Origin of the sequence: Prosthecobacter vanneervenii, from assembly GCF_014203095.1 — a bacterium.
GTDB lineage: Bacteria > Verrucomicrobiota > Verrucomicrobiia > Verrucomicrobiales > Verrucomicrobiaceae > Prosthecobacter > Prosthecobacter vanneervenii.
Map to the genome: position 1 here is coordinate 348,510 of NZ_JACHIG010000007.1, position 21,359 is coordinate 369,868.

A 21,359-nucleotide genomic window follows, 5' to 3' on the forward strand; every position below is an offset into this window, starting at 1 on the left:
GTGCGTTCTACTTCCTTCCGCCCTTGATAAACTCCTCCCGGCTCAGCGTGCCGCTGCCGTCCGTGTCGAATTTGATCCAGCGCTTCGGCGCTTCATCAGGGTCAGGCTGGTTGAGTAGAAACTCCTCCTTAGTCAGTTGCCCGTCCTTGTCCTTGTCGCGTTGGTCAAACATCTTGCCGCGATCCTGCACCGGCTTCTTTTCGGCAGCCGCTTTGGCTTCCGGCTTGGCGGAGATCTGCGGTTTCGCCTCCGGGTGCTGTGCCAGCAGCTTCCTCAGGCCGGCCACCACATCAGGCTGCTCTGCCGCGAGGTTCTTCGTCTCCGCAGGATCAGCCTCGTAGTCATACAGCTCCAGCACCGCGTTCTCCGGCGCATCTCCCGGCTTCTTCCACTCCAGCAGCCGGTGCCGCTGTGTGCGGATCGCACGCCCGATCAGTCCGCCGCCGCGCGGATAAACATGGATCGCATGATCGCGCACGCTCGCTTTCGGATCGCGCAGCACGCTGGCAAAGCTGCGCCCGTCTCCCTGGGGCGGCGCAGGCAGTTGCGCCAGTTCCGCCAGCGTGGGGTAGATGTCGCACGACTCAATCAATGACTGCGTGCGCGCAGGCTGGATGCCCGGCGCCACCACGATCACCGGGATGCGACCGGCCTGCTCATAGTTTGTATGCTTGCACCACATCCCGTGGTCGCCCAGATGCCAGCCGTGGTCTCCCCACAGCACGATGATGGTGTTCTGTGCAAAGCCGCTCGCGTCCAGCGCATCCAGCAGCTTGCCCAGCTGAGCATCCATGTAGCTCGTGGCCGCATGATAGCCGTGGATCAGGTGCAGCGCCTGCTTCTCCGTCAGCGGGCCCTTTTCCGGCACGTCCATGTACTGCCGCAGTTCTCCCCAGGTCGTCGGGGCAAATTCGGGCGCGCCCTCAGGGGCCGTTTGCAGGGCCGGCAGTTTGAAGGAGGCCGGGTCATACAGGTCCCAGTACTTCTTCGGTGCCACAAACGGCAGATGCGGCTTCAAGAATCCCACCGCCAGGAAAAACGGCTCCTCCTGTTTCTGCTTCGCCGCTTCCAGGCGCTTCACCGCCTCGTCCGCGATCATCCCGTCCCCATAGGTATTGTCTGGCACATCCGCCGCTTCCGTGGCCGCTCCGCGCGGCAGCTTCCAGGCCTCCGTCTTGTTTTCAAATAACGCCTGCTCACGCGTGGACTGCGGCAGGTCGTTCTCCTTCAGCGCATAACTGATCGTCTTGGGCGTGTAGTGCGGCACGCTCCATGAGGCCACGTCGTTCACGTTCCCGTGACCCACGTGGAAAATCTTTCCCAGCGCCTCGGCATGGTAGCCGTTCGCCTTGAAATGCTGCGGCAGCGTCACCGCATCTGGAGCGGCTTTGCGGAAATTCGTCGCCAGCTCATAGATCCCCAGCGCCTGCGGCCGCAGGCCCGTCAGCAGCGCATTGCGCGAAGGCGAGCACACCGCCTGGTTGCAGTACGCCTTCTCAAACAACACCCCTCGCGCCGCAAGCCGGTCGATGTTGGGCGTCTTCACCACCTTGTCCCCATAACATCCCAGCAACGGCTTCAGGTCATCCACGCAGATGAGCAGCACGTTGGGTTTGGCTGCGGCTAGAAGTGATGCGCTGGAAACAAACAGAAAGAGGAAAGCTCGAATCATGGCGGATGAAAAAACAATCAGGCACTCAAGACGTCAGAACTCCGGCGTTCTGTCGAAAACTATCAACAGCTTTCCTCGCTTGACGCAGCCCCGCCATTTCACTCCGGCAGCTTGTCGAAATGAAACTGGCAGCAGCCCAGGTCCAGCGTGTTGGCATTGCGCGCCAGCTTCTCGCTGAAGGCCTCCGCCAGCGCGTAAATACGCTGCTGCCCCTGCTTCTCCACCTCCAGCAGTCCAGCCTCCTTCAGTACACGCAGGTGCTTGGAGACATTGTAGGGTGTCACCTGCAGTGTCTCACACAGCTCGGTCACCGCTTTGGGCCCGCTGATCAGGTGCCGCACCAGCCGCAGCCGTGTCGGCTCCCCCAGCGCGCGCATGGCGGTGAGGCAGTCAAAGGAGCGTGTCACGGTGCGTGATGGCATGCCTCGATCTTTAGCAGATCGGTTTCTTCCCGCAAGACCCCCGAACAGCCGTCATGACATAAAATAATAATTGCTAACCCGGGCAAATAACATAATGCGCCGCGTCATCGTTAGTGTTGTTGCAGCCTTCTGCTCACACGTACTCCTTTCTCCAAACCCTCCCCCATGTCCTCCAAAGCACGTTACATCATGATCGGCGGCTTCCTCGGCGCCGGAAAGACCACCACTGTCGGCCGTTTGGCCCGGCATCTCAGTGCCCAGGGGCTCAAGGTCGGCCTCATCACCAACGACCAGGCCGGCGGGCTGGTGGACACCAAGCTCCTGCGTGGCCAGGGCTACGCTACCGAGGAGATCGCCGGCGGCTGCTTCTGCTGCCGCTTCAACACCCTCGTCGATGCCGCCAGCAAACTCGCCAACGAAGCCAAGCCCGACATCTTCATCGCCGAGCCCGTCGGCAGCTGCACTGACCTCGTCGCCACCGTCACCTACCCGCTGCGCCGCATGTATGGGGATGCTTTCACCATCGCACCACTCAGCGTGTTGGTGGACCCCGTGCGTGCCCGCCGCGTCTTCGGTCTCGATCAAGGCGGCACCTTCTCCGCCAAGGTGGCCTACATCTTCAAAAAACAGCTCGAAGAAGCCGACATCATCGTCATCAGCAAAAGCGATCTCATCGACGATGCCCAGCGCGAGGAACTCCGTGCAGTGCTCGCAAAAGAATTCCCCCTCGCCAAGATCGTCACCGCCTCACCACGCCAGGAAACCGGCCTCGATGAACTCTTCGCCAGTCTCATGACCGGCGAGCAGGCCCGCCGCAATCCCATGGCCGTCGATTACGTGCTCTACGCCGATGGCGAGGCCCTCCTCGGCTGGCTCAATGCCACCGTCACTCTGAAGTCCGACGACGAATTTGACGCCAACTCATTCCTCAAGCAGCTCGCATCCGCCGTGCAGGCCCGCCTGCTGCGCGATGGCGCTGAGATCGCTCATTTCAAAATGACCTTCAGCCCCGATGACGGCATCGCAGGCGAGCTTGCAAGCATCAACCTCGTCCGCAGCGACTACGTAGCCGAGCTCGGCATGGAGCTCGACGAGCCCACCACCGGCGGCCAGCTCATCGTCAATCTCCGCGCCGAGGCCGACCCCGCCGCGCTGATGGAGGCGGTCAAAGAAGGCCTCGCCGAGACCACGCTCCAGTTCTTCGGCCTTCAGGCCACGCTCGACCACCACGAGCACTTCCGCCCCGGCAAGCCCACTCCAACACATCGCGATGGCGCGGAAGGCTGGGAGCACTGGATCGAGAAGGCGTAAATCCGCAAGCATCCTCGCAGGAATGGCGTAACCTTTGCTCCCCCCCGCAAAGTCCTGATGAGCTATATCTCCATCCCTCGCGTCCCCATGTCCCGCCGCGCCGCCCTTCGCGGCCTCGGTGCTACCGTCGCGCTGCCGTTTCTCGACGCCATGGCTCCCACCGCACGCGCGGCTCAGGGTGGCAAATCCTTCCCCACCCGCATCGGCGTTCTCTTCATGCCCAATGGCGTGCGCCAGGACCGCTGGACGCCGGAGGGAGAGGGCAAAGACTTCAAGTTCTCTCCCATCCTCCAGCCGCTGGAGCGTCATCGCGTGGACATCAACATCCTCACCCAGCTCGGCCACGCCAACTGCCGCGGTGGAGACGGCCACTACGCCAAAACCGCCAACTGGCTCACCGGTACCGAGATCGAAAAAACCACCGGAAAAAATCTGCGCTGCGGTGTGAGCATGGACCAGGTCTTTGCCCAGGAAGCTGGCCGCCTCGCCCGCTTTCCCTCTCTGGAGCTCGGCACCGAGCCCGTCATGACCGGCGTCGATTTCAATGTGAACTACACCATGCTCTACGGCTCCCACGTGGCATGGCGCACGCCTACCTCCCCGCTGCCGCCGGAGATCAATCCCCGCTTCGTCTTCGACCGCCTTTTCCGTGAGAACCCCGAGCAGCGTAAAGCCTCTGCCCTCGAAAACAAAAGCGTCCTCGACCTCGTGCTCTCAGACGCCAAAGCCCTGCGTGGCCGCGTTGGCGCTGATGACCAGCGCCGCCTCGACGAATATCTCGAAAGCATCCGCAGTGTCGAGCAGCGGATCGAGGCAGACATCGCCCGCGTCGCCAGCGGCGAAAACCTCGACCCTGCGGCCAGAGACGCCATCACCCAGCTCGACCAGCGTATCACCGCCTCCATGGCCCAGCAGAAGGATCCCGGCAGCGCCCTACGGCTCGACCACACCGAGCACTCCCGTCTCATGATGGAGCTCATGACCCTCGCTTTCTGGAACGATTCCACCCGCGTCAGCACCTTCATGTTTGGCTGGGCCGTCAGCGGCAAAAACTTCACCTTCCTCGACGGCGTGAAGCACGGCCACCACGAGTGCTCCCATCACGAGAACAAGCCCGAGAAGCTCGACCAGTATCAGAAGATCAACACCTGGCACGTGGAGCAGTTCGCCCACCTCCTCGATCGTATGAAGTCCATCAAGGAAGGCGACGGCACCCTCCTCGACCACACCTTGATGCTCTTCGGCTCCAGCATGCGCGATGGCAACGCCCACAGCCCCAAAAACCTCCCCCTCGTCCTCGCCGGCCACGGCGGCGGACTGACCGGCGGCCGCCATCTCGTCAGTTCCAATGACACACCGCTTTGCAATCTGTTCCTCAGCATGCTCAACCTCGCTGGCACCCAAGTTGACCGCTTCGGCGACAGCACCGGTCCGCTGAAGGGGCTGGTGTGAGCTTGTCGAGTTAGTTCGAGACGAACCGCTGCTGTGTGGTTGCCATGATTGGGGTGGATTGCAAAAGCGCTGTGTGTTAAACCCAATATGATGCGTGCTTGAACGTCATGATCGGCAGCATCTTCAATGAGCTCTTCATACATCACGCTTGCCCTTGTTTGCCTGGCACTCCCTGGTGTTGTACAGATTGCTCCCGATAAGCTGGCGCAGAACCGCGAGATCCCGGAGAACGTTCGAGTCGCGTTTAACCAGCTTGCTGCAGGTGAGCTAAGTGGTGAGGAAGACGCCATCGAACAACTGGGCAAAGCGCCGGGAATCAGCGCAGCGCTGATGAAATTGCTCAATGCCACCTATCACGGAAACCATGATTATCCGCTGATGCGCTCAGTCATGGCGGTATTGCAACTGCGTTCGGATCTCAGCACGGAACAACAGCAATGGCTGCGCAAAGAACTCAGGGCTGTATGGAATCGTCCTGACGACACCAAGACCGTCAGCTTGAAGGACTGCGGGCTGAAACTGCTCATGCGTTACCCAAACGCCGAGAATGAAGAGATGATGATTCTTTATTTGAAGGAGCAGGCGAACAATAAGGTGATTGGGTATTCCCGAATGGCCGTGTACGGACTTGAACAAATTGGCACATCGAAGTCGCTTCCTGCTCTGAAGGAGTACCTGAAGCAAATGCCTGCATCGAATTCAATCGATGAGCTGCGACGTAATAACGTTAAGCGTGTGATTCATCACATCGAGAAAAAGTCGCAGCTATCCCCATAGGCGATCAGTCCATTTGCTCCCCGGCCCGGAAATCTTTGAGGGCGATCAGTCGAGGCAAAATCGCTGAGCTACGAATGCATGGACACTCCTCCACATGAAGAATCAATAACTCAACTCTCCCTCACCACCTCCCCCGGAACGCCTCGCTCTTCACCACCGCCATGATCAGCGCCTCGCTCCGGTAGTCGCCATCCCGCAGCACCTTCTCCAGCCTCAGCAACGTCGGCTGATCCTGAAGCTCCACCGTGCGCCCTGTGGCATATCCGAGCAGACGCGTGCACAGCGAGTGGATAAACAGCGACTTCTCCTCCATCAGCAGCCGCCGAAACTCCTGCGGCGTGCCAAAGGTTTTTCCACCCGGCATCACCCCAGTCGCATCCAGCGGCTTGCCATTTTCGTTGTCACGCCACTTGCCGATAGGATCAAAATTCTCCAGCGCAAACCCCGGTGGATCCAGGCGTGCGTGGCATCCGGCGCAGGCAGGCTTGTTGCGGTGCGCCTCCAGCCGCTTGCGCAGTGTTGTTTCCTTCAGTGCGCGGTCATCCTCCGGCAGCTGCCCCACATTTGCTGGCGGCGGAGGTGGCGGCGTGCCCAGCAGCTGCTCCAGCACCCACTTGCCGCGCAGCACCGGACTCGTCCGCTGCGGATACGCCGTGCTCGCCAGAATCGCCGCCATGCCCGTAAGCCCGCCGCGTCGTGGATTGGTAAATTTCACCTGGCGCATCTCCTTGCCCTGCACTCCAGGCACCTCATACACCTTGGCCAGTTGTTCATTGAGGAAACTGTAGTCGCTGTCCAGAAAGTCGAGCACACGTCCGTTGCGTCGCAGCAGGTGATCGCAAAAGCCGAAGATCTCGTCGTACATCGCCTGTCGCAGCTCCCCGTTGAATTCAGGAAACTTCCGCCGGTCCGGATCCACGGTGTTAAACACCTGGTCAAACCGCAGCCATTGCCCGGCAAAATTCTTCGTGAAGGCCAGCCCCTTCTCGTGCGCCAGCATGCGCCGCACCTGAGCCTCCAGCACTGCATCATTCTGCAGCTTGTTCTCCGCCGCCAGCTTCATGAGCTCTTCATCCGGCATCGACGACCACAGGAAATACGACAAATGAGAGGCCATTTCATAAGATCCCAGCCGCCGAGGCTCCTTCGCATCCGGGCGTGCCGTCTCCTCAATGAACAAAAACGCGGGGGACACCAGCACTGCCTTAAACATCACCTTCATCGCCTCATCCCAGTTCGGCTTCCGCTGCCATGCCTGGCTAAAGACCTTCAGCACAGCCTGCACCTCGGCCTCTGTCGGTGGGCGGCGAAACGCACGCACCAAAAACGGCCGCAGCGCCATTTCAGCGCCCACCTCCGGCGCCAGCTTGTCACTCGTCACGGGCGCATACAGCCGCTGCCTCAGCTCACCGCGCTGCCACACCTCTCCCATGGCCTCATCCGCCGCCCCCAGATACTTCTCCACCAGCAGCGGTGAAAGGCTCAGCGTGTCCGCGCTGTTTGCAAAACCCTCGCCGCCAGCGCCGTCCGCAGGAAATTTGTCCCCCGGCCGTTTCGCGATGCCCAGCAGATCCCGCAGCGTGTTGTTGTACTCCTCACGGTTCATCCGCCGGGAGCGCGCCACACCCGGCCTGCCCTCCGGCATCTCCAGCACCGCATTCTCATTGTGCTGGATCCAGGTCAGAAACACCTGCCGCTGACCCTCTTCCAGCGTGGGCTTCTCTTCGGGTGCTGCCTTCGCATCGCCCGGCTGTTTGGCCTGGGGGGCCGGCTTTGCTTTCTTGGGCGGCATCGTCCCGGCACGGATCTGCTCCCGCACCTTTCCCCACAGCCGGATGTCATGCCGCATCTCCCCCGGCTTCCGCAGAAACTCAAAGCTGATGTCGCCCTTCTTGGTCTCGTCATCATGGCAGTCCATGCAGCGCTGCTCCATCAGGGACAGCAGCGTCTTGTCCAGCTCCTGGTTCACAACATCCACCGCAGCGCCAAAGGCGGGCGATGAAGCGGCGATTAAAGACAGAAAGAGAAGGGCACGAGGCAAAACAGAGGACAGCATGAGCGGGGGTGCGGACACATACGCCACGCGCGTGCACCTGCCATCCACACGATGCATAAAATATCACCGCCCGTCCTCAGGCGGCGGCCATTCGCTGTTTCGTGCGCCTTCAGCTCGCGGGCTTCCACGCTTTGCTCCACAGCACGTATACCTCATGTATCGCGCGCTGCTCCAGCGGCGTCCATTCCAGCGTCCGCTCCATCAGCGTCTTGTAGCTGCCAAAGCGCGGGTCCTTCTCCACTGCCAGCTGGTAGTTCTCCAGCGCCTTTTGGAGATCGCCCGTGCCCCAGTAGCCCAGCACCAGCGAGTAGTAGTCATAATGCGCCTGGTGGTCGCTCATCTTCGCCGCCAGTTCGCATTCACGCACCGTGTCGGCATAGTCGCCCATGTTAAAGTATGCCCAGCCTGCACGATTGTGCATGTTGGGCTTGTCGCTCAGGCTCAGGGCTTTCTTCAGGTCTGCCCGTGCCTCCTCCTTGCGCCCCAGCAGCGCCAGCACATAGCCGCGGTTCGAGTAGGCCTGCGCATTCTCCGCGTTTTCTGCGATCTGCCGGTTCAGCACCTCCAGCTTCGGGGTGGTTTTCACCGTGCCCGGGGCCATGGGTTCCACAGCAGCAGCACAGAGGCTCAGGGTCAGAAAGCAGCAGAAAAATCGGGATGGGCTCATGGAATGGAGAAAACGATGATGATAAGCGGCAGGGCATTCAGCGCACCGCATGAGACCAAAACGCCGCGAAATACACGAACATTCCGCCGAACGAATCAACCGCATGGAAACGTTCTGGCACAGGCAGTGTTCCACCACTGCTGCCCGCACGTCTCACTTACCCAATCCCATGAGCTGGTTCCAACTTGATCCCCAAAGCATCGCCGACCGCGCTCGCTCAGCCGGTGTCTAGGCACCGTCTCTCGGGGCCTCCCTCACACGCGGCATCCTTGGCTTCACCCTCATCAGTGTGGCAGGCTTTGTGCCCTGGGCCGTCTTTGGCAGGTGGTTCCACACACATGGCGGAGAGGCCGTCATGTACGCCGCCTGCGCCATCGTCTTCATCGCCCTCACTTCGCCGCTGCTCCACCGCCTCATCATCGGGCCGGGTTCCGTCTCGCGTTTCTACAAGCTCTTCAGCCTCTCCTTCACCGCCTACTCCATCGCCTGGATCATCGGCTGGATGACCCTTCGCGGCCATCCCGGCAGCATCGCCGGTCTGCTCGCAGGCACCGCCATCATGGGGTGCATGCTCGTTGCGGCATTTGATGCCTGGCACGCGGTCGCCAAAGTCATCCTCGCCTTGTTTGTGCTCAACTCCCTCGGCTACTTCATTGGTGGCGAGTCCGAGGCTGCGCTCATGAAGGTGCACAAAACCACCGCCATGCTCAGCTGGGGTGTCTTCTATGGTCTTGGTCTGGGGGCCGGACTGGGCCTCGCATTCCATTTCTGCCAGGAGCGCGCACGCAGGCTCCTGGCCGCGCACTGAGCCTCGCATCCGCTCCGTTATTTGCCTGATCGGGAAAATTTCTTGAGAGAAGGTGTGTTTCATTTGCTTATTTGCAGCAATTGGCAAATAAACGCAGCCTGCTGTCTCCGCATGCTTTTCCTCATCACCCTCGCCGTCATCGTCGTGGCTTACGCCAACGGGGCCAACGCCAACTTCAAAGGCGTGGCTTCCCTCTTCGGCAGCGGTACGACGAGCTATCGCACGGCGGTGCACTGGGCTACCATCACCACCTTCGCAGGCTGCGTGGCTGCCATGTACTGGACCGGTGGCTTGCTCAAGACCTTTACGGGCAAGGGACTCGTGCCCGAGGCGCTCATCGCGCAGCCATTGTTCCTCCTGGCTGTGGCGGCTGGTGCAGGGGTGTCGGGCTTCCTCGCTACTTGGCTCGGCTTTCCAGTCTCCACCACGCACCTGCTCACAGGCGCTCTGCTCGGCGCGGGCTGGATCGCAGGTGACGTGAATGTGGTCACGCTCTGGGAAAGCTTCCTCAAGCCCTTGCTCATAAGTCCGCTGCTTGCCTTGGCCGGAGGCATGCTGGTATATGGAATCTTGAAGCCCCTGCGGCTTGCGCCAGATCACCGCACACGCACGCTGGATGCTCTGCATATCCTCAGCGCGGGGGCCGTGTCGTTCGCACGTGGGCTGAATGACACGCCCAAAATGGCTGCGCTGCTTCTCGGTGTGGGCTGGCTGAACGGCAGCGCGGGCATGATCCTTGTCGCTGTGGCCATGGCGGCAGGCGGGCTCATCAGCGCCGGACGCGTGGCTGACACGCTGGCTCACAAGATCACCGATATGAACCCCGGCCAGGGCTTCGCGGCCAATCTCGCCACCGCTCTTCTCGTCACCACCGCAAGTATCAGCGGCCTCCCCGTTTCCACCACGCACGTCTCTGTCGGTGCGCTGCTTGGCATCGGCATCATTACGCGGCAGGCCAAATGGCGCACTGTCATCCCGGTGCTTGCGGCTTGGGTCATCACGCTGCCCTGCGCGGCTCTCATGGCGGGCCTCTTGTTCGCGATCGGCCGCCTCTTTGTCTGAATTTCCAGCTCAGGAAACACCCCCACTAATGACAAACAAAACGCGCATCCTCACCCTAGCTGCCCTCGTGGTGGTCACCTCCGTCTTCGGCACTCCGACCGGTCTCAACAATATCCCCACGGCCGAAACCATCGACCATCGCACCGTCGCGGCTCAGTTCTTCACCAGCTTCGGCGGGTCCAACCAGTTCGCCACCAGCGGCCCTGGCAAGACCTCTCAGTGGGCCGGTTTCAAGACCGGCTGGGACTTCAAGCCCCTGCACCTCGAATGGGGGCTCGACAGCGCCCTCGGCACCGGCTACTCCGGCCCGCTGCTCTTCCAGACCAAGGCCCGCATTCAGCCGTGGGAGGATGGCATGCTTGCCATCGGCGTCGCAGGTGTCGCCCTCACAGACACCCGTCGTGCGGGCGATCCCTTCACCTATGCCATGATGTACCACGACTTCCACGTCGTGCGCTTTCATGCAGGCTATGGCCTCCAGACACGAGGAGACAGTTACCTCTTCGGTGTAGATCGCACCTGGAAGCTCTTTGACCGCAATTTCAACCTCAACTCCGACATCGTGCAGTCCCGCAATCAGCACGGCATCATTGCCTCCGTTGGTGCCAAGTACTTTCTCAGCAAGCACATCGTTCTCGAGTCTTGGATGAACTTTCCGGACAAGGACCGCACCAGCTGGATCGCCAAGATCAACTACGTCTTCACCTTCTAATTCCCGTCCATACAAACTAGCCATGAAATCCATCCTCACTCTTCTCTCCGTCGCACTGCTCAGCAGCGCGGCCCAGGCCGAGATCGGCCTCATCACCTGCGCCGAGGCCAAGACACTCATCGAAAATCCGGATGCCTCCAAGCGCCCAATCGTGCTCGACACCCGCGGCGGCTACAAAGACTACTTCCGCGGCCATCTGCCCACCGCCCATCACATCAACTTCGACACCCTTCGCGGAACCAACGAGGCCGTGCCCGTGCAGTATCTGCCTGATGACATCACCCAAGCGCTGCTCGTGCGCGCTGGAGTGGACAAAAACCGTCTCCATCTCGTCTATGCCACCGGAGACGTCCTCCCCAACGACGAAATTCTCAGCACCAGCATGGTCGTTTATGTGCTGGAAAAATTCGGCGTGCAGAACATCAAGGTCGTCGATGGCGGCCTCGCCGAATGGAAGAAGCAGGGCTTTGCCGCCATCCAGGACTACTTTGGCAATCCCAAAGGCACCCTGCCGGAAAAAGGCATCACCACCATCACCGCCAACATCTCTGATGTGCAGGCCCATGTCGGCAAACCCGGCAATCTCCTCATCGACGCCCGCCCCATCAACGAGTTCCGTGGCGAGGACGACGTCTGGCTCCGCAAAGGCCACATCCCCGGTGCCATCAGCTTCCACTGGGCCCGCCTCATGGAAAAAGACAACACCCACAAGTTCAAACCCTTCGCCGAAGTGAAGGCAGAGCTGGAAAAAGCCTGCATCACTCCCGACAAAAACATCATCGCCTACTGCGGCACCTCCCGCGAAGGCAGCCTCCTCCAGTTCTACCTCAAACACGTTGCGGGCTATCCCAACGTCCGCCTCTACGAAGGCGCCTGGAAGGAATACGTCTGGCTCAACAACAAATCCCTCCCCGCCGAAACCGGTGGTGATCCAGCGGGTGTGAAGTAGTTCCACCGCATTCCATCAAATTCCGCCAAAGCGTCGTCATCACCCAGTGGCGGCGCTTTTTGATTAGTCCCCCATCGGCACACTGAACACCGCGATCCTCACACTCATTCCCTGTGCCGTCATCATCTGCTTCAGTGCATCCAGGCTCTGTGGCATCGCATCTGGCAGCCATGACAGTCCTTGGATAAAACTCCGCACTTCTCCTGCCAGCACATCGGCGTGCTCCACATTCAGCCGTGCCCAGCTGGCCTCATCCGTCAGCACAAGCGTCACCTCCACCATCTCCGGCAGCCGATGCCGCGTTTGTGCCGCCGTCACAGATCCCGGCTCCCACTGCTGCCTGCGCGTGTCATAGCATCGCTGTGCTGCCGGTGTCGTTTGCAGAAACATTGCCACCACATTCTCCGCCACCACGGACACATGACTCGGGTAGCTGCTGCTGCCTCCGCCTATCGGCTGGCTGAACCACTCATAAAGATCCGTCCGGCTCGTCAGCTGCGCCAGCTTGGGCGGGGTGCCGTTCACTCCACTGCTCTGAAACAACGTCATTTCACTGGCAGTCTGATGAAATTGCAAAAGACGAAACCGCCTCTGCACCGGAATCTGATTGGAAAAGACCGGCCTCCAGGCTTCATCACCGCTGTATTGAACAAAGAAGCCGCAGCACTGCAGCGCCTGACGCAGTCCTGAGCCGGTATCCGCAGCAGGTCGCTGAAAAAACACCGCATCACCGCAGGTCCCCGGCAGCCCAGGCAGCAGTTCTGCTGCAGGCCCGCATACAAAATGCAGGTCTGACGCCGGGACGATCTGGTTCAGATTCATGTCATAGCCGGAGCGCGTTTGAAGTGTCGCCTGCTGCAGCTGCCTGCCGATTATTCCATTTGCTGCATCCAGATTCTGCTGCGTTCCCGCTGCCGTCCGGCTTGTCATCCATGAGTGCTGCGTCGTGTTCAGCGCCTCGGCCATCAGCACCAGCAGCAGCACGAGAATCGCGGTGGAAACCATCACCTCGATGAAGGTCCAGCCGTGCTGCCGCCGGCTCATGAGCCGCCTCCGCTCGTCAGTGGAGCCAGCAGCAGCCGCTGTGCCCGCAGATGGTTCGCATTCGCGAAAGGATCATCCAGCATCTGGGTGCTGATCACAATGCTGATGCTTCGCATCGTGGTGCTGGCATCTCCCGGCATGGCTACATTTGTCGCAGGCAGCACTCTCGCGGCAAAAGTTGCATCCACTGTCCGGCTGGTGAGCGGCCTGCCCAGCGCATCAAAATAAAAATCGCCGCTGATCGTCGAGGCCGCACATTGCTGCCTCAATCTGGCAAAGATGCGCGCCATGGCATTCCGCTGTGCTGATTCGCGTGTGGCATCCAGTCCGGCAGGCAGTAGAGCCAGCAGCGTCAGCATCACCGCCGCAGCCATGCTGACGGCCAGCAGGCTTTCGATCAGGGTAAAAGCTGCTCGATGTGCTTTCATGGGCCGAAGACGGTTTGCGATACGATGCGAAAAGAGTGCGCCTCATGCAGCGAACGCGCCGAGGTGCTCGTGGCTGGATCAGGCAGCGGCGTGGCCTGCTGTGCCAGCCTTCGCTCGATCACGCAGCACCCGCGCCTCTCCGCCTGCACATGATCGCGTGCCTCGTCCCATGTTTCGGCCGGTGCTCCGCGTGCCTGCCGAAGCACCTGCACGCGGTAATGCACGCTGTAAACATTGGACTGTGTGCACAGCCTTGGGTGGACCTGCGCATAGGGGGATTCTCTCAGATTGTCTCCCGTACCTTCAAATGCATCGCCAGCACTCCCCGTCGTGCCATTCCACCACATTGTCATGTCGCCATACTGCATGCTGGCCGGATCCGCGGGGCTGAACCCGCTGCTGTCATAGCTGTGGCCGGAAATGCGGCGAGGCACAAGAAACTGACCGCAGATCTCCGACGCCGTGCGGAAGACATCGCCGCCGTCCAGACGTTGGTTCAGCCCGTCCACCGTCTTGCCTTCATCGACTTCGTACTTAAAAGTCGCGTTGAGAGGACTGCCGTCAGTGTTTCCTTTGGCGGATCCATTCTGGCTGCTTAGTGCTGCCGTTGGAATGGCGGTGATGCGTACTCCCTTCAGTGCGCCATAAAGGGCGGTTGCACGCTGGATCCAGGTGAAAGGCATCAGCTGATGATTGAGATTCACCTTTCCTTCGGTGGCGAAGCTTGCACTCATCGGCCAGGGCTGCGTGACTGGCGTCCAGAAAAACTCCAGCCACAGATGATCTGGCGGAGAGGTGAACCCGAAATGGTCCGTCGCTTGTGCCGTGTGGTTCGCCGCCGTGCTGCGTCCTGCCGGATTCGCGCAGAAAAGCAGCGTCTGCCATGGTCGTGGTGTGCCGTCCGTGCCATTCCCATACACCCCGCTCGGCAGAGCGCCGAAACAGATGGCGGAGGAGATCTCGCTCAGCGGGTCGCTCGTGGCCTGAAGGCTGCTGCCTCCCGTGGTGCTGCGCGCAAAGCAGCCCGCAGGCAGAAGGCGGCTGCGGTTGACGAAAGGCCCGTCCTCGAGCACGCCTTCACCGCTTTCCCAGTCACCAAGAACGCCGGCATTCAGTGTGGTGGCACCATTCAGGCCGACAGGCACGGCCGGGATGGCGTTGTCGGCATAGGCGACGCCTGACAGCAGTGTGCCCGATGTGTTCCGGGTGGGCTGGAGGATGCTGCCAAACTGACCGCTTTGCATGTAGGCACCGTCACGCAGGCTCTGTGCCTCGGTTTTAAGCTGGCCCGCAGGAGTGGCTGCCGTGCCATAGTCAGGGTGCGTGCCATACCAGTTCGTGGCATCAGGAAGCAGCAGATCGCGCCGGGCGGCCACCAGACGCACATCTCCCTGGGATGGCCCCGCCGGATTCAAGATCAGCGAACGCACCACATCACCACGCTGAATGATCGGCAGCCGCATTTCCCCGCCAACGGTCACGGGAGTGAAGCGGCTGCTGATGCTGCGCGGTCCGCTTTGAAAGTCAGACACGAGCAGCGACGGCATCGGAATGACCTGGTCTGGAAACTCCATTTCAACGGAATGAATGGCGTCTCCTGCCTGTGGTGATGTCATGGATGCATTCGGAGCCATCAGATCCACCACGATGGCACCGCCGCTGAATCGCAGCGTGGAGCCCGCCAGGCCCATGCCGCTTAGCAGGGACACATCACCGCTGCTGATGAACGGGAAGCCACGCGCCGGATCATTCACCACTCCAGGCACTTTGGGCGTGCCATCTGCCTGCAGAAACTGGGAGGCAATGCACGCATAAGCACTGTTGTTCCCTCCCCAGCCTGTTCCTGCGCCGAAAGGCAGGGAGCTGGAAAAGATGCAGCGGTTGCGCGCATTGCCACCGGGCAGCAGCAGTCCGATGCCCTGGCCGATGGTGAAGTGCTGCAGCCTCCGGATGCGCACACTCCATGCGGGGCTCACTGCTGGTGTGCCGCAGGCCGGGATCATGGGGTTGATCACCATCAACGCACGCAGCTTTGTTGCGCGGTCGCAGATGCCGTCTTTGTTGTCATCTCTCGGTTTCCCATCAGATCCGCGCTCCACATCCGTGAAGGCAAACACCACCGCCACCTCTGTGATGGTGGGGAAACGGCCAAAGCCCCTCGTTGTTGTCCCGTTCGTGGTGGTAATCGTCAGCGGCACTGCGCTCTGCTCCGCCAGGCCTTGTGCATTCGCTGATCCAGGGCCGGGTGGCAGACAGGCGCTGGTGTTGGCAGTCCAGCGCAGCATGTCCAGCATCGAGGTTAGAAGCTGGTCGCGGCTCTGTGTTCCATATTTGTTCAGAAAAGACGCGCCATAGCCTGGAAAGGCCACGCTGGTCATCTGCTGCAGCCACGAGTACAAGTTTTGATTCCGCTGCACCGCCCAGTCATCTGTCATGCTCTGTGACGAGCCCTGGCTGCTGGTGCCGCTCCAGTTGGCGGCTCGCTGAAAAGCAAATTCAGCCACCTGTGCCGTGCCAGCGTTCAAGGAACAGGCGGCCATGACATGACGGTCCACCACACTGCGCTGTGCTGCATCCTGCGGCACCATCCACAGCGCGATTTTCGGCCCGCCAAACGGGTTCAGTTCTGGTGACGCCGAGTGTGTGGTCAGAAAAAAACGGGCCATGCTCAGATCCGCCGGTTCCATCAGAAATCCTGAGCTGCCGCCGCTGCCATTGGGCTGCCGTTGCGTGCTGTAAAATAGCTCGTCCATCGTGGCGTAGTGGCGGTCCTGCCGTGCGATCAGGTCGGCACCCACACCATGGGGTGCCAAGGTTTGATAGAGGCTGACGTACCTGGCCCACGGAGTCGATTTGTCTGCCGTCAGCGGGTTCACCTCATCAGGCTTGGGCCACTGCGTGCTGCCAGCGGCGGCTCCGCCAAAATTTCGCAGCACTGGACTCAGCGAGGTGAAGGCTGGATGCCCGCTCAGCCGGTAGCTTTCCACGCCCGTGGGGGCATTCAGAGCATTGCCGTGCTCCACCTGAGTGTTGGCTGCAGGCATGTCCCAGGCGGCACCCTCGGTGGCGGTGTTCAGGTTCAGCTTGCAGCTCTCGTCGTCCGTCCAAAAAGCGACACGTCCTACAATGGGAGTGTCCGCCGACACCACGTCTGCCGAAAAGCTGGCCTTGGTGCCGGTGAGGTTCGTCGGCACCACCAGGCGACCGTCCTTCAAAACATAGATCCAAGCTGCGGGCATGGGCAGTGAATGCAGGGCATCAGCACCTGGTGCAGCCTGGCGCAGCGCAAAGCCTGCCACCCGGCCAATGGCCGCCGGATCAGCGATGGGGAACTTCTTCTCCACCGCGCCACTCCTGCTGCTCAGCACCGGCTCATTCAAATCGGTGTAGCCGGATGCCTGCACATTCCATTGATTTAGTGCTGCCGCCTCCTGAGTGAGGTCGAGCGTCGCGGAGTTCATGACTGGTGCAGAATAAAGACGGTAGTGCATGCGCGCTGTGGGCTGCGTCCCGAACACCCGGATCATTCCAGGCTGGGACACCCATGTCAGACGTTCACCGTCTGATGTTTTGCCGGGCAGTGTAGCGCGCTGCAGCTGCGTGATGACCATTTGCGCAGGCAGCTGCGCCAGAGCCTCCACCTCCTGAATTTTTCCCACTGCTGCGCTCTGTTTCCGACTTTGCATCCCGGTGCCAAGTACTGCCAGCACCAGCACCATGATCATGGCCGCAAACACCAGCACGATGACGATGGCGCTGCCGCTCCGTCTGCAATGCCTGCGCGTTTTCATGACCTACGGCTTCACCAATTCGCTCATGGCTGGATAAAACAGATGCGGCTCATCTGGCTTGCGGGTTGAGTAGTCGCGCAGAAAGGACTGTCCGGCCTCGCCAGTCATCCAGGCATGCAGTGCCTTGGAGCCGGGTTGGTTGCTTTGTGGAAATTTCTTTTCATCGGCTACCATGACCACATAGGGCCTTCGCATCGCGGGATCTCCCTGCACCATGACAACCATGCCTGCAGAGGGTATTTTGCCCTTGAGAATCGGAATGCGGCCCACAATGACATAAGCTTTCTTGGAAGCAGCATATTCCACCACCGCCTGAGGCGCCTTGCTTTCATCTTTGAGCACCCAGTTTCCTTTGGGTTCCTCACCCGCCGCTTTCCAAAGGCGATGGGACACCTCCCGGCTGCCCGGGCCCATGAAATCGACAAACGGAGACTGGCTTTGCGCGATCTTTTTCAGCGCCTCCGCGCCATCCTTCATGCCTCGAATGCCAGCCGGATCATCCGCAGGGCCCATGATGCAGTGTTCGTTGCGCGCCCAGGGCTGCATGTCCTTGGCAAAGCCATTGGCCACCATCTCCGTGGCTTCGTCGCTGGAATGCAGTGTCACCAGATCCACGAGCCCACCTTTGAGGGCCTGAGCCAGCACGGCTTTGGGGCCCGTGGCCACCAGTTCCACCGGCCAGCCGGTGTCTTGGGTGAATTTTTCCGCCAGTTCCGGCCACATGCCGCCGAGCGTCATGCCACCGATGACTGCGACACGTACCGGCTGCTTTTTCGCAGAATCTGCGGCCGGCAACAGTACAGGGCACAAAACGGCTGCGATGATGATGAAGCGCTTCTTCATGCGATGAGGCTCAATGGTTTTCACCGGCTTCCTTCTTCTGCCCAGCGTGCAGGCTGCTCCGATCAAAAACAGCATCGCTCGTCCAGGCTCAGGAGTGGCCGAGGCTGTGATGATCAAGGCTGGGCGGCGTGATGCGGTGCCGAAATTGCGTGAGTTAAAGAAAGCGGCCACCGTACTGTCAGATGGGTCTGCGGTGAGGGCAAAGCTGGCCTGACCGCCGCTGAAGAGATCATTCAGCAAAGTGCTGGAAGGTGTGAGTGTGTAACTCGCAGTCACTCCATCGCCCACGTTCGCCAGATTGAAGGCTCCCAGAGACTGCGCACCACTCAGCAGCCCGCTCATGTCTGTCCATTTTACTCCCGTCGTTGTGGGGGTGTTCGGATTACCTGTTCCTTCCGTCCAAGAGTTGGAGGAGATGAGGCTGACATCAAAGGTTCCGGTCTGGCTTGCGTTGAAAAGTGCGTTGTTCACCGTGGCTGTCGTCAGCTGCAGGCTGATGCTGTTGATGTTCCAGCCGCCGACGCCGTAAGTGGTGTTGAGGGAGGAGGCTGCACTGGAGAGATCAAAGCGCAGGAGGCTGTCGAAAGTACCCTTAGAGAGCGCCGCCGAGACTGCCAGCGCGCCCGCCCCGCCATAATTGTTCCCTGTTAGGTCATTCGACGGGCCGGTGGTCACGAAGGCATCGCCGTTGCTGGTGCCGGTGCCATCTGGCTGCAACGTGATCGTGGTGGCTGCCATAGCCGCCCCTGGCAGCAAGGAGAGTACCAGCAGGATAAAAAGTGGTGTTAGGCGGGTCGTCATGATTCGATCCTATCAAAAAGCCATATTAACGTATTGATCATCAGCAATGTCATTATCATGTCAAAGAGGAAAGTGAATGTTCTCTTTCAAATCATTTCATGTGGGACATGAAGAAGGCTCATCCTCTGGGGGATTATGTGGAAGGGGGCAAAAGGAAGGCGAGGATCTGGGCCATGAGGGAGTTGATGCTGGTATAGGCTTCGGGAGGGGTGGCGCGGAGGGTGGACTCGGACTGGACGAAGGTGCTCGGAATCAATTCGTTGCGGCAGTGGGAGATGATGGAGTCGGCGCTTTCGGGCGTGGTTTCGAGGTGGAACTGGAGACCGATGACGTTGGGGCCGAACTGGAAGGCCTGGTGCTCGCAGGCGGCGCTGCGGGCGAGATGGATGGCTCCTGGTGGGAGGTCGAAGGTCTCGCCGTGCCAGTGGAAGACGGTGGCGGTGGGTGGGAAGTGGAAGGTATGGGAGGGGCTGGGGACGGAGGTGATGTCGAACCAGCCGATCTCGCGGTGTTTGCCAGGGTAGATGGAGGCTCCTAAAGCACTGGCGATGAGCTGTGCACCGAGACAGATGCCGAGGACGGGGATGCCGCGCTGGATGGCGGACCGGATGAACTGTTTCTCGGTGATGAGCCAGGGGAGGGCGGCCTCGTCATTGACGCTCATGGGGCCACCGAGGGCGATGATGAGGTCGATGGTGGCAAGATTTGGAAGGACGGGGCTTTCGTAGAAGCGTGTGTCGCTGATGCTGGCACCGCGATTTTGGAGCCAGGGAGCGATGCTGCCGAGGCCTTCGAACGGGACGTGCTGGAGAATGTGGACGTTCATTTGAGGAAAATTGGATGCAGCTTTAATGCCTGCTTTTTGTGTCGGATTCGGCAAAAAAGGCCGGTTTCGGGGGGTGGGCCGGGGTTTGACGGGGGATGGAAAGGGCGGCAGTATGACGGGATCATGTCACGCGCGAAAAATCCAGAGCATCCGGTGGCGGCGCTGCGCAAGGCGCGGGGGTGGTCGCAGGAGGAGTTCTCGAAGATGGCGGGGATGCCGCGGAGCTCGCTAAGCGCGATCGAGGCGTGGCGGCTGACGCCGTCTGTGTCGGCGGCGCTGGCGGTGGCGAGGGCGCTGGGGTGCCGTGTGGAAGAGCTGTTTGAGGCGGCTGCGAGTCCTGGGCCGCGGCAAGGGGGGCAGGTGCTGTGGGCGTGGAAGGCGACCTCTGGCGCGGGGCGCTACTGGGAGGCGGAGGTGGGTGGCAGGAAGTGGCTGTTTCCTGTGGAGACGCTGCCGGGGGTCTCATGGGCGCATGATGGGATCTGCCACGGCGAGGTGATGAAGGAGAGCAGGAGGAGCGATGCCTCGAAGACTCTGGTGATGGCGGGGTGTGACCCGGCGGCGGGGCTGCTGGCTGCGGAGTATGCGGCGGCGTCTGGATTTCGGATGCTGACTTTCACACGCGGTGGCGGTGCGGCGCTGGAGCTTTTGAGGCAGGGGGTGGTGCATGTGGCGGCGCTGCATCGGTCCACGGAGGAGCGGCCGGAGAGGAATGCGGAGACGGTGCTGGAGAGGCTGGGCAGCGGTTACCGGCTGCTGAGAAGTGCGGAGTGGCAGGAGGGGATTGCGCTGCCTGCGGCGGATGCGATTTCAAGTGTCACGGCATGTGCGCAGCAGGTGAGGCAGTGGGCGATGCGGGAGCCGGGCTCTGCGGCGAGGGAGTGCCTGGATGAGCTGCTGGGCCAAGCGACGGTGCCCGAGCATGTGGTGCTGAGCCATCAGGCGGTGGTGGAGGCGGTGAGGAGCGGCTGGGCTGAGGCTGGGGTGTGCGTGCGGCTGTGCGCGGAGGATGCGGGGCTGCGGTTTCTGCCAGTGAGGCGGGAGTCGCTGGACTTGTGCTTTGCGGTGGCGATGGAGGGTGATCCGAGGATTCGGGCGCTGATTCAGCTGATGCGGAGCCGGGAGCATCGGAGGCTGATCGGGGAGCTGCCGGGGTATGATGAGAGGAATACGGGCGAGCTGGTGACGGTGTGAGAGGTGCCTGTGGCGACTGATCAGCGGAGGTGTGGCAGCCTTTGCGAAAGATGTTGTTTGTGAACAAGCACTTCTATTTATCACCAATCGGAGCTACACGCAGACTGCGCAGGGTGTAGAAGGGCGCGGAGGATTCGGTGAGACGGCGGGCTCCGCTTTTGCGTCTGGGGCCGAAGAGTTCGCGCTGGGACTCGAAGACGCCTTCGACGAATTCTTTACTGCCGAGAGCGAGGCCGTCGGTGAAGTAGCGCACTCGCAGGCGGATGAGTTCGGCGGTGCTGAGCTTGCCTTTCTCGGTTAGTACAGCACGGGCGGTTTCGGTGCTGAGGCCTTGACGCACGACATGTTTGTTTTGGGCATCTTTGATCTCGCGGCCGTCAGTGTGCAGCAGGCTGCGGTAGGCTTCGGCGGCAGCGGCGCTCTTCCAGCCGTCCACGGGTTTGCCCAGTGCTTTGCAGAGGCCGCGCTGGGCTCTCCGGCTGCCACCGAGGGCTTCGGCGTAGCCGCACCAGCGGTAGTCTTTCGGGTCTTTGACGAGGCCAGC

General features: G+C 60.9%; 17 protein-coding genes and 1 pseudogene. 8 read left to right on the forward strand and 10 right to left on the reverse strand.

Features of this window, described 5'->3' with window-relative positions:
- Nucleotides 1-7: 7 nt before the first annotated feature.
- Together HNQ65_RS17370 and HNQ65_RS17375 are read right to left on the reverse strand one after the other, a co-directional pair.
- Nucleotides 8-1,672 carry a sulfatase-like hydrolase/transferase gene (locus HNQ65_RS17370; RefSeq protein WP_184341235.1) on the reverse strand — a complete coding sequence of 555 codons (1,665 nt, stop codon included), beginning with the start codon at nt 1,670-1,672 and terminating at the stop codon, nt 8-10.
- Between the two features lie 98 nt (nt 1,673-1,770).
- Nucleotides 1,771-2,094, reverse strand: coding sequence for an ArsR/SmtB family transcription factor (locus HNQ65_RS17375; protein ID WP_184341237.1), 324 nt, complete (start codon nt 2,092-2,094; stop codon nt 1,771-1,773).
- A gap of 165 nt (nt 2,095-2,259) precedes the next feature.
- On the opposite strand from HNQ65_RS17375, the gene HNQ65_RS17380 reads away from it, so the two are divergent.
- The 3 genes from HNQ65_RS17380 to HNQ65_RS17390 all read left to right on the forward strand — a co-directional run bounded on the left by HNQ65_RS17380 (nt 2,260) and on the right by HNQ65_RS17390 (nt 5,634).
- Nucleotides 2,260-3,405 (forward strand): GTP-binding protein, encoded by a 1,146-nt coding sequence (locus HNQ65_RS17380; protein ID WP_221306202.1) that lies wholly within the window; start codon nt 2,260-2,262, stop codon nt 3,403-3,405.
- Nucleotides 3,406-3,492: 87 nt separating this feature from the next.
- Nucleotides 3,493-4,857, forward strand: a complete 1,365-nt coding sequence (locus tag HNQ65_RS17385) for a DUF1552 domain-containing protein (protein WP_246438352.1) — start codon at nt 3,493-3,495, stop codon at nt 4,855-4,857.
- Nucleotides 4,858-4,983: 126 nt separating this feature from the next.
- Nucleotides 4,984-5,634 (forward strand): hypothetical protein, encoded by a 651-nt coding sequence (locus tag HNQ65_RS17390; protein ID WP_184341241.1) that lies wholly within the window; start codon nt 4,984-4,986, stop codon nt 5,632-5,634.
- A gap of 121 nt (nt 5,635-5,755) precedes the next feature.
- Here the strand turns inward: HNQ65_RS17390 and HNQ65_RS17395 are convergent, their stop codons facing one another.
- Together HNQ65_RS17395 and HNQ65_RS17400 are read right to left on the reverse strand one after the other, a co-directional pair.
- A complete protein-coding gene (locus tag HNQ65_RS17395; protein WP_184341243.1) occupies nt 5,756-7,690 on the reverse strand; it encodes a DUF1592 domain-containing protein in 1,935 nt (644 codons plus the stop codon).
- A gap of 109 nt (nt 7,691-7,799) precedes the next feature.
- The gene (locus HNQ65_RS17400) at nt 7,800-8,357 is read right to left on the reverse strand and encodes a tetratricopeptide repeat protein (protein WP_184341245.1); all 558 of its coding nucleotides are present in this window, start codon (nt 8,355-8,357) and stop codon (nt 7,800-7,802) included.
- Between the two features lie 355 nt (nt 8,358-8,712).
- On the opposite strand from HNQ65_RS17400, the gene HNQ65_RS17405 reads away from it, so the two are divergent.
- The 4 genes from HNQ65_RS17405 (at nt 8,713) to HNQ65_RS17420 (ending at nt 11,888) form a co-directional block, all read left to right on the forward strand.
- Nucleotides 8,713-9,165, forward strand: coding sequence for a hypothetical protein (locus HNQ65_RS17405; protein WP_184341247.1), 453 nt, complete (start codon nt 8,713-8,715; stop codon nt 9,163-9,165).
- 111 nt (nt 9,166-9,276) lie between these two features.
- Nucleotides 9,277-10,227 carry an inorganic phosphate transporter gene (locus HNQ65_RS17410; protein ID WP_184341249.1) on the forward strand — a complete coding sequence of 317 codons (951 nt, stop codon included), beginning with the start codon at nt 9,277-9,279 and terminating at the stop codon, nt 10,225-10,227.
- Between the two features lie 28 nt (nt 10,228-10,255).
- Complete coding sequence (locus HNQ65_RS17415) at nt 10,256-10,939, forward strand: hypothetical protein (protein WP_184341250.1); 684 nt, start codon at nt 10,256-10,258, stop codon at nt 10,937-10,939.
- A 22-nt stretch (nt 10,940-10,961) separates the two neighbouring features.
- Nucleotides 10,962-11,888, forward strand: a complete 927-nt coding sequence (locus HNQ65_RS17420) for a sulfurtransferase (protein WP_184341252.1) — start codon at nt 10,962-10,964, stop codon at nt 11,886-11,888.
- A gap of 63 nt (nt 11,889-11,951) precedes the next feature.
- On the opposite strand, the gene HNQ65_RS17425 is transcribed toward HNQ65_RS17420, so the two are convergent.
- The 5 genes from HNQ65_RS17425 to HNQ65_RS17445 form a co-directional block, all read right to left on the reverse strand.
- Nucleotides 11,952-12,932, reverse strand: a complete 981-nt coding sequence (locus tag HNQ65_RS17425) for a hypothetical protein (RefSeq protein ID WP_184341254.1) — start codon at nt 12,930-12,932, stop codon at nt 11,952-11,954.
- Entirely contained in the window at nt 12,929-13,360 is a 432-nt protein-coding gene (gene vccB / locus HNQ65_RS17430) for a Verru_Chthon cassette protein B (RefSeq protein WP_184341256.1), read from the reverse strand. Before vccB ends, HNQ65_RS17425 begins: the two co-directional genes overlap by 4 nt.
- Nucleotides 13,357-17,151: a Verru_Chthon cassette protein A gene (gene vccA, locus HNQ65_RS17435; RefSeq protein WP_184341258.1), complete on the reverse strand. Its 3,795-nt coding sequence runs from the start codon at nt 17,149-17,151 to the stop codon at nt 13,357-13,359. The genes vccB and vccA overlap by 4 nt, the downstream gene beginning before the upstream one ends.
- Before the next feature lie 3 nt (nt 17,152-17,154).
- The gene (locus HNQ65_RS17440) at nt 17,155-18,795 is read right to left on the reverse strand and encodes a substrate-binding domain-containing protein (protein WP_184341260.1); all 1,641 of its coding nucleotides are present in this window, start codon (nt 18,793-18,795) and stop codon (nt 17,155-17,157) included.
- Nucleotides 18,796-18,928: 133 nt separating this feature from the next.
- Entirely contained in the window at nt 18,929-19,621 is a 693-nt protein-coding gene (locus tag HNQ65_RS17445; protein WP_184341262.1) for a type 1 glutamine amidotransferase, read from the reverse strand.
- Between the two features lie 123 nt (nt 19,622-19,744).
- Here HNQ65_RS17445 and HNQ65_RS17450 point away from each other — a divergent pair, with 123 nt between their 5' ends.
- On the forward strand, nt 19,745-20,815 hold the full coding sequence (locus HNQ65_RS17450; RefSeq protein ID WP_184341264.1) for a substrate-binding domain-containing protein: 1,071 nt from the start codon (nt 19,745-19,747) through the stop codon (nt 20,813-20,815).
- 73 nt (nt 20,816-20,888) lie between these two features.
- Here HNQ65_RS17450 and HNQ65_RS17455 read toward each other — a convergent pair.
- Nucleotides 20,889-21,359, reverse strand: a pseudogene (locus tag HNQ65_RS17455) (chemotaxis protein CheW); the annotation flags it as partial.